The sequence below is a fragment of the Syntrophorhabdus sp. genome, from assembly GCA_012719415.1.
GTDB lineage: Bacteria > Desulfobacterota > Syntrophorhabdia > Syntrophorhabdales > Syntrophorhabdaceae > Delta-02.
Genome location: JAAYAK010000167.1, coordinates 1 through 8,328, shown reverse-complemented (window position 1 = coordinate 8,328; position 8,328 = coordinate 1). Strand labels below are relative to the sequence as shown.

At 58.5% G+C, this 8,328-nt stretch carries 9 protein-coding genes; all 9 read left to right on the top strand.

The annotated features are described in order from the left end of the window. Positions 1-43: 43 nt before the first annotated feature. The 9 genes from amrA (at position 44) to GXX82_09780 (ending at position 7,808) form a co-directional block, all read left to right on the top strand. A complete protein-coding gene (gene amrA, locus GXX82_09820; protein NLT23333.1) occupies positions 44-718 on the top strand; it encodes an AmmeMemoRadiSam system protein A in 675 nt (224 codons plus the stop codon). Positions 719-756: 38 nt separating this feature from the next. Then, on the top strand, positions 757-1,128 hold the full coding sequence (locus GXX82_09815) for a hypothetical protein (protein NLT23332.1): 372 nt from the start codon (positions 757-759) through the stop codon (positions 1,126-1,128). Then, a complete protein-coding gene (locus GXX82_09810; GenBank protein ID NLT23331.1) occupies positions 1,121-2,323 on the top strand; it encodes an aminopeptidase in 1,203 nt (400 codons plus the stop codon). The genes GXX82_09815 and GXX82_09810 overlap by 8 nt, the downstream gene beginning before the upstream one ends. Before the next feature lie 41 nt (positions 2,324-2,364). Next, positions 2,365-3,486: an MFS transporter gene (locus GXX82_09805; protein NLT23330.1), complete on the top strand. Its 1,122-nt coding sequence runs from the start codon at positions 2,365-2,367 to the stop codon at positions 3,484-3,486. Between the two features lie 274 nt (positions 3,487-3,760). Beyond that, the gene (locus GXX82_09800) at positions 3,761-4,159 is read left to right on the top strand and encodes a hypothetical protein (protein ID NLT23329.1); all 399 of its coding nucleotides are present in this window, start codon (positions 3,761-3,763) and stop codon (positions 4,157-4,159) included. A gap of 292 nt (positions 4,160-4,451) precedes the next feature. Then, on the top strand, positions 4,452-5,636 hold the full coding sequence (locus GXX82_09795) for an anaerobic nitric oxide reductase flavorubredoxin (protein ID NLT23328.1): 1,185 nt from the start codon (positions 4,452-4,454) through the stop codon (positions 5,634-5,636). 102 nt (positions 5,637-5,738) lie between these two features. Further along, complete coding sequence (locus tag GXX82_09790) at positions 5,739-5,945, top strand: hypothetical protein (GenBank protein NLT23327.1); 207 nt, start codon at positions 5,739-5,741, stop codon at positions 5,943-5,945. Between the two features lie 121 nt (positions 5,946-6,066). Continuing rightward, positions 6,067-6,975 (top strand): cysteine synthase family protein, encoded by a 909-nt coding sequence (locus GXX82_09785; GenBank protein ID NLT23326.1) that lies wholly within the window; start codon positions 6,067-6,069, stop codon positions 6,973-6,975. A gap of 290 nt (positions 6,976-7,265) precedes the next feature. Then, entirely contained in the window at positions 7,266-7,808 is a 543-nt protein-coding gene (locus GXX82_09780) for a flavin reductase family protein (GenBank protein NLT23325.1), read from the top strand. Positions 7,809-8,328: the final 520 nt, after the last annotated feature.

Below are 8,328 nucleotides of genomic sequence, written 5' to 3'. Positions count from 1 at the left end.
GGAGAACGAGCTCTGCGGCGCGACGGCGGTCGCTGCCTCCATGATGGCGGCGGCGAAGCTGGGGGCACAGGCACAGGTCCTTCACTACACGAACTCGGGAGACACGGCGGGGGACAGGACGAGGGTGGTGGGTTACGGTTCGGTGGCCTTCTGGCAGCCCGACGGCAAGGCCTCCTCACCTCTTGCGGCGGCCGAGAAGAAACGGCTCCTTGCCGTCGCCCGGAAGACCCTCGAGGAATACGTCTCATCAAAGACCGTCCCCGACATCGACGTCCGGGAGCCGAGGCTCCTCGAAAGAAGAGGCGTCTTCGTGACACTCACGATCCACAGGCAGCTCAGGGGATGCATCGGCTATATCAAACCCGTGGCACCCCTGTACCGGTCGGTAGTGGAAATGACCGTCGCGGCATCGTCGAGGGACATGAGGTTCCCTCCCGTCACGAAGGGCGAGCTCAAAGACATCACCATCGAGATATCCGTGATGTCACCCCTGAAGCTTATCACCTCGGTGGATGAGATCAAGGTGGGAACCCACGGTCTGTATATCGTCAAAGGGGGAAACACGGGCCTCCTGCTGCCGCAGGTGGCCACCCAGTACAAATGGGGCCGGGAGGAATTCCTGCAGAATACCTGTGCAAAGGCCGGCCTGCCGGAAAACGCGTGGAAGGACAGGGAAACGAAGGTCTACGTCTTTTCGGCGCAGGTATTCTCGGAATAACGGATGTCGAGCGGGCAACCGCTGTTAAGGGAGCACACATGAAGATCAGCTTCGTCCTACCCACGGGGGACATCGTCAACGAAGAGAGGGACCGCTTTCTCACACATGCCATGGGGGGGTGCTGGCATGAGGACGGCGGCAGGGAGCCTGTCACGATGTTCGCCCTCAAGGGTCACATCTGCTCGAAGTGCGGCTTGTTCTACACCACGAGGAATGATTTCTCCACCCTGGAGGACTTCCTGAAACTCTACGAGTGGGCGCGCGACGACCCGAGCCTTGCGGATTTCGTCGCTGAGTTTCGGACCCGGGACCTCGTCAACGAAAAACGAGGGCCCGGAGCAAGAAAACGGTTCGCCGACGGTCTCTACCGGATGCTGACGGAAAGCGGGAGGAAAAGGGAACATGCTTGACAGCGACACACTCGACAGGTATGCCGACGTGCTCCTCTGGGGACTCACCACGGCCCGGAAGGGACGTTTCAGGAAAGGGGATGTCATCTTTCTCCAGTACGACCCCCCGGCCACGGGCCTCGCGGAGGTTCTCTACGCGAAGATCCTCGACCGGGGCATGTATCCCCTCCAGCGCATGGGTCTCACCACCTTCATGGAGCGCTCCTTTTACGAGAAGGCGACGGACCGGCACCTCGCCTGGCTGCCTCCGGGAGACAGGGAACTCTACGAGAAGATCAACGGGAGAATATACCTGCGCGCACCCGAGTCCCTCACCCACCTCAAGGACATCGACCCCATGCGGATAAGCAAGGTCCTCGTATCCCGAAAGGTCTTCCGGGACATCCTCGACAGAAGGGAGGAAAAGGGGGTCTACAGCTGGACGCTGTGCACCTATCCCACCGCCGGGCTCGCGAAACAGGCGAAGATGTCCGTTGCGGCCTATGCCGCGCAGATCGTCAAGGCCTGCTTTCTCGACGAGAAGAACCCCGTGAAAAAATGGAACGCCGTCCACGCCGAGGCGACACGCATCAAGAAATGGCTCACCGGCCTCAAGGTGCGCTATCTCCGGGTGAACGCGAAGAACATCGACCTCGTCCTCACCCCGGGGGAGATGCGCAAATGGGCCGGCATTTCGGGACACAACATCCCCAGCTTCGAGGTCTTCCTCTCACCCGACTGGCGGGGCACGGAAGGCATCTACTACGCGAACCTGCCATCCTTCCGGAGCGGCAACTACATCGAGGGCGTGCGTCTTGTGTTCAGAAAGGGAAAGGTCGTCGACGCGGACGCGAAGAAGGGTGCCGAATTTCTCAGGAAACAGATAGCCATGGACAGGGGGGCCTCCAGAGTTGGGGAATTCTCCCTCACGGACAGGCGCTTCTCCCTCATCGACCGTTTCATGGCGGACACCCTCTTCGATGAGAACTTCGGCGGGCGCGAGGGGAACTGCCACCTCGCTCTCGGGGCATCCTACAGCGACACCTTCAGCGGCAACCCGGCCAAACTGACGGGGGAGATGAAGCGAAAGCTCGGCTTCAACGACTCGGCGCTTCACTGGGACCTCGTCAACACCGAGGCAAAGACCGTGACGGCGCGCCTCAGGAACGGCAGGGAGATCGTTATCTACGAAAAGGGTGCCTTCTGTCTTCCGTAAGGTCGCACAAGCACCTCTTCTTCTTTGTCGGCTGGGTAGGGATGGTGCTCTACTTCACCCAGAGGTGGATCTTCGGGCCGCTGATCCCCTCCCTCATGGGGACCTTCGGCACGGACAAGACCACGCTCGGCATCGTCGGAGCTGGCTCGCTGTGGGGCTACATGCTGACGCCCATCATCGCCGGTCTCATCTCCGACAGGTTCGGAAGGAGATACGTCGTCCTCTTCGGCATGTTCGGGCTCTCGGCGATGACGGTCGTATCCGGCCTCGCCAACTCCACGGGGCAGCTCTTCCTTTTCCGCTTCGTGACGGGCCTCATAGAGGGCTTTTTCTTCATCCCCATGATCGCCTTCACCATGGAGCTCTTCCCCGAGAGGCCCGGGTTCTACGTCACCTTCATGTCATCGGGCACGTCATTCGGCTGGTTCACCGGCCCCGCCCTGGCGGGATGGCTCCTCGACGTGACCGGGAACTGGCGCATCCCCTTCATGGCCACAGGTATCGCCGGCATCATCCTCGCCGCCGTGCTCCTCATCGTGTGGCCCGAGGAGAAACGGGAGCGGCACCCCGGCGGCAAGCTCCTCGACCCGTCCATACTGGAGCGGTCAAGCCTCATCATGCTCTTTCTCGTGAGTTTCACCGCGATGTTCCAGATATCGGGAGAGTTCGGCTTTGCCATGTGGTACCCCGTCTTCCTGAAGACGGAGGTGGGCATGACGGCGTCGATGGCGGGCCTCGTCGCGGGCCTCTGGGGTGTGGGCCAGTTCATAGGCCGCCCGACGATGGGCCACATCTCCGACAGACTGGGGTACCGTAAGGTAGGCATCACCGGCGGCATCATAATGGGATTGTGCCTCATGCTGATCCTCAAGGTCGACAACGCCGCCGTCCGGAGTTCCATCACCTTCTTCACCGGTTTTGTGGGCTGCGCCGTGATGGGCTCCCTCTGGACCTTCACGGGCCTCACCTTCGCCCGCACCCGGGGTCTCGCCCTCGGCGTGCTCACCACGTGGTCCTACGCCATCGCCTCTCTCTCCCCCATAACCATCGGGTGGATCGGCGACCACTACCGCGTCTCGACGGGCCTCCTCGTCATCTGCGTCCCCGTGGTCTTCCTCGCCTGCGCCACCTTTGCGGTCACGGCGTTGGTCAAGAAACGATAATCGGATGAGAAAAGAATGACCAATGACCAAATTCCAATAACCAGAAAAACTAATAATAACCAATAACCAAACGTGAGACAGGCGGTCTTGCCCTTCCGTTTGTTCAATTGGTTATTGGTGAATTGGTCATTATCTTTTTCATTGGTCATTGGAATTTGGTCAATTGGTCATTGTCTTCCCAGTTGGTTGTTATCTTCTCATTTGGTTCCTGTTCCATTTGTGATAGAATACTTCCGTAATCCACTCCAAATCTGCCGAGAAGGGGTCTCAATCCATGGGCAAGGCAATACCAGGTAATCTCCTGAGGATGTGGGAGCTTCTCTCCGACGACATTCAGGACGCGCTCCTGATCGCCGTCGAAAGGAACCGCACGGTCCAGAGGAACTTTCGCGGGACACCGGTCTCTTCCTGTCCCCACTGCGGCGACGCGAACACGATGGACTGCTCCACCATAGACGCCATCGGCGACGCGACCGTCGGCCTGTGCGTTGAATGCGGGTACCTGTGGTGCCTCGAATGCGATTCGTCCCTCCTCACCGGCATCAATTGCGGCCACTGGCAGGTCTGCTCATCATGCACGGAGAAAAAACAGTCCACCGGCTACTGCGGCACCGAACCTCTTGAATGTCCCCGTATCAGGGAATGGTTGAGGAAGAATCATCCGGTGGTCTAAAGACGGATTGAGCCGCTTGAACCGCTTGAACGTCAGAGGCAAAAAAAAGTGGGACACTGTCGTCATCCCGGTTTTGATCCGGAGATCCTTTTCGTCTTCGTCATTCAAGCGGTTACAACCATTTTTGTCTTTCCTGGCCTTTTCCGTTCAAGCGGTTCAAGCGGTTCAAGCTGTTCAAGCGGCTTCAACTGTCTTTTCCCGGGGCTCTTGACTTAAGTCAAGTGACTTACAAGATGATCTGGAGTAAAATGGGGCACAGGTACAGCAATCAGAGTGAAAGAGGAGGGGTGTCATGAAATTTGAAATAGCTCCGAACGTTCACTGGGTAGGGAAGATAGACTGGGAGCTTCGAAAGTTCCACGGAGAGGAGTATTCGACCCACCGCGGTTCGTCCTATAACTCGTACCTTGTTCGCGATGAGAAGACGGCCCTCATCGACACGGTCTGGATGCCCTTCGCCGGCGAGTTCGTCCACAACCTGGCGAAGGAGATCGACCTTGGCTCCATAGACTTCGTCATCGCCAATCATGCGGAGATGGACCACTCGGGCGCCATGCCGGAGCTCATGCGGCATATACCGGACAAACCCGTCTACTGCACCGCGAACGGAGTGAAATCGCTCAAGGGCCACTACCATCAGGACTGGAACTTCCACGTGGTGAAGACGGGGGACAAGCTGAGTCTCGGGAAGAAAGAGCTTGTCTTCATCGAGGCGCCCATGCTTCACTGGCCGGACACGATGATGGAATATCTCACGGGCGACGCGATCCTCTTCTCCAACGACGCCTTCGGGCAGCACATCGCCAGCGAGCACATCTTCAACGACCTCGTCGTGCAATCCGAACTCTTCGAGGAGGCCATCAAGTACTACGCCAACATCCTCACGCCCTTTTCGCCCCTCGTGACAAAGAAGATAAACGAGGTGGTCGGTCTCGGCCTCCCTGTCAACGCCATCTGCCCGAGCCACGGCGTCATCTGGCGCGACAACCCCCTGCAGATCGTCCACAAGTACCTCGAGTGGGCGGACGGCTACCAGGAGGACCAGACAACCCTCGTGTACGACACGATGTGGGACGGCACGCGAAGGCTTGCCGAGGCCATAGCGAAGGGCATAAAGGAGAAGGACGGAAAGGTGACGGTAAAGCTCCGCAACATAGCCCGGAGCGACATCAACGACGTTGTCACGGAGATATTCAAGTCGAAGACCGTTCTCTTCGGCTCGCCGACCATCAACAGGGGCATCCTCAACGCGATGGCGGCTTTGATAGAGATGGCCGCCGGACTCAGGTTCAGGAACAAGAAGGCGGCCGCCTTCGGCTGCTACGGCTGGAGCGGCGAGTCGGTGAAGGTGCTGAACGAAGCCCTCGGAAAGTCCGGGTTCGAGGTTGTCCATGAGGGCTTGCGGACGATGTGGCAGCCCGGTGATGACGAGCTGGCGCAGGCGGTGCAGTTCGGAAGGGAAATAGCGGCGAAATGAGGTCTCTCTCCAGCCGCCACCCCGGACTTGATCCGGGATCCGGACAGCTTTGCGGAGAAGGTCGTGCGACTTCGCCATGATACACACCATAAGGAGGACAGAATGGACAAACAGGCGATACTGGAAAAAGTGAAGACCCGCGTCGGCGCCGACGGAAAGATATCCTGCGAACAGGCGATGAAGCTCGCGGACGCGGAAGGACTCTCATACGGCGATATGGGCGATCTTCTCAACGAGTTCCAGGTCAAGGTGGGAGCGTGCCAGCTCCACTGTTTCCCCAACCCCGTGTGCAGCCCCGCAACCAAATGATGTTCCCGCCAGGGACGCGCGCGCCTGGAACAGGCCCGCGTCCCTGATTTCTCTTGTCTGCGGCCTTCCGTTCTGTTAGAATCTCTCATAGATACCAAGTGTTATGAGAGGTCAACGATCGATGAACATTCTCTCCGCAATCGGCAACACGCCACTCGTGGAACTTTGCAACATCAACCCCAATCCCAACGTCACGATACTCTGTAAACTGGAAGGCTGTAACCCCGGCGGGTCCGTCAAAGACCGTCCCGCCCTCTACATGATAACCAAGGCAGAGGAAAGGGGAGAGCTCACGAAGGATAAGACGATCCTCGAACCCACGTCGGGCAACACGGGCATCGCCATCGCCATGATAGGCGCCGCGAAAGGATACCGCGTCGAGCTGTGCATGCCCGCGTGCGTGAGCACGGAACGCCGTCTCATCCTCCAGGGCCTCGGCTCGAACGTTTTTCTGACACCCGCCAAGGAAAACATAGACGGTGCCATCAGGCAGGCCCACACACTCCTCCATGAAGAGCCGGGCAAGTACTACATGCCCAACCAGTACGAGAACCCCGACAACGTCCTCGCCCATTTCGAGACAACGGGTCCCGAGATCTTCCGCCAAACGGGCGGGGAGATCGATTACTTCGTGGCCGGCATGGGAACGACAGGCACCCTCATGGGAACGGGCCGCTACCTCAAGTCAGTCAAGCCCGGCATCAAGATAGTCGGCGTCGAGCCCGTCATGGGCCACACCATTCAGGGCCTCAAGAACATGCGCGAATCCATAATACCCCCCATCTACAAGAGGGACGAACTCGACCTCAAGGAAATGGTCGAGGACGGCGAGGCCTTCGAGATGACGGGCCAGCTCGCCCAGAGAGAAGGGATATTCGTGGGCACATCGAGCGGCGCCGCCGCGGCCGTGGCCCTGCGCCTCGCGAAGATGATCGACCACGGGACCATAGTGGTCCTCTTCCCCGACCGCGGGGACCGCTACCTCTCGACGATGCAGTTCAGATCCATCTGTGCGAAGTGCCCGCCGTAACAGAAAAGACTTGCCTCTCGCCCGCTTCGCTCGAGTTCGCTTAAGATCGCAAAGAGAGGAGAAAAGAGAGAAAAGCTGCCGCCAGATCCTGGAGCCTCCCAGGATCTGGCGGCCTTCTCGTCCCGCCCTTCGGCGGGAGAGAGAAGAATCATGCATTCTCGTCCTCTACCATCAGCAAGACACATGTAGACACGAGAAATGCGCTGTCCTTCATGCGATAAGGTCAGAGCATGGCTTGTCAGGTTTGGACGAATGTATATAGTATTCGTAAGAACAGGGGAGGTGCTCTCATGGAAGAATTGGAGATAGGCAAAGCCTTTACTTTGTTGGAGCCGGGGCCCGTTGTCCTTGTTACGACGAATGATGGAAAGAAGGACAACGTCATGACGATCTCGTGGACGATGGTGGTGGACTTCACGCCGGTCTTTGCCATGACGACCGGGGAATGGAATTATTCATTCAAGGCCCTCCGGAAAACGAGGGAGTGCGTTATCGCGGTCCCCACGGTCGACATGCTCGACAAGGTCGTCGGAATCGGAACATGCTCCGGCGCCGATACGGACAAATTCGCGAAATTCAAGCTCACTCCCGTAAAAGGCAAGATAGTCAAAGCACCATTGATAAAGGAATGCCTCGCCAACATCGAGTGCAGGGTCATCGACATCATCAGGAAACACAACATCGTCGTCCTCGAAGCCCTCGCCGCACACTTCGACACCTCGCGCAAAGAAAAGCGAACCGTCCACGCCGTCGGCGACGGCACATTCATCGTGGATGGCCGCAAGCTTGACCGAAGAAGGCTGATGGCGTCGAAACTTCCGGAAGGCGTCTGACCGTCAACGGTCAGGCGCTCTCGCAAAGCCGGCTTGAAAGACCTGCCTTTCTCCCGCTTCGCTCGAGTTCGCGGAAAACGCGAAGAGAGACAGAAAGAGAGACTTAAGCGGGACTGCCTGTACTTCACTCGTGCATGCCTGCACGCGTGCCGGGCCTCGGACTCCGGCACCTAAGACGCCGAAGACTCTTATGGTTCTTGAATAACTCTTCCAGGCGAGCTTCGCTCCGTTCCCTCCCTTGATGTCTTTGACCCTCACTTCCCCGCTCGCGCGCTCCTAACTCTCCCGGGCAGCCTTTCGCTTTAAGGATCACGGGACCCGCAATCTGCCGCAGACCACGCCCATGTGGAGTATGGCGAATCATCGGCCATGGTGCACTTGAAATGCATAATGGACGACATTGACAGGCACGGCCCGAGCGAAACCTGTCCATTCCGGTCAGCACCCCGTAATCCCCTTCTTCATCTCTGGCCCTTGAACTCTGGAGCGGTCTTACCGGCTTGTGCTTGCCGGTTTGTGG

What these genes read in the sequence shown, in the direction of transcription:
- GXX82_09815 (NLT23332.1), top strand. Translation starts at nt 757, where the DNA reads ATGAAGATCAGCTTCGTCCTACCCACGGGGGACATCGTCAACGAAGAG.
- amrA (NLT23333.1), top strand. Translation starts at nt 44, where the DNA reads ATGGCGGCGGCGAAGCTGGGGGCACAGGCACAGGTCCTTCACTACACG.
- GXX82_09790 (NLT23327.1), top strand. Translation starts at nt 5,739, where the DNA reads ATGGACAAACAGGCGATACTGGAAAAAGTGAAGACCCGCGTCGGCGCC.
- GXX82_09780 (NLT23325.1), top strand. Translation starts at nt 7,266, where the DNA reads ATGGAAGAATTGGAGATAGGCAAAGCCTTTACTTTGTTGGAGCCGGGG.
- GXX82_09800 (NLT23329.1), top strand. Translation starts at nt 3,761, where the DNA reads ATGGGCAAGGCAATACCAGGTAATCTCCTGAGGATGTGGGAGCTTCTC.
- GXX82_09805 (NLT23330.1), top strand. Translation starts at nt 2,365, where the DNA reads ATGGTGCTCTACTTCACCCAGAGGTGGATCTTCGGGCCGCTGATCCCC.
- GXX82_09810 (NLT23331.1), top strand. Translation starts at nt 1,121, where the DNA reads ATGCTTGACAGCGACACACTCGACAGGTATGCCGACGTGCTCCTCTGG.
- GXX82_09795 (NLT23328.1), top strand. Translation starts at nt 4,452, where the DNA reads ATGAAATTTGAAATAGCTCCGAACGTTCACTGGGTAGGGAAGATAGAC.
- GXX82_09785 (NLT23326.1), top strand. Translation starts at nt 6,067, where the DNA reads ATGAACATTCTCTCCGCAATCGGCAACACGCCACTCGTGGAACTTTGC.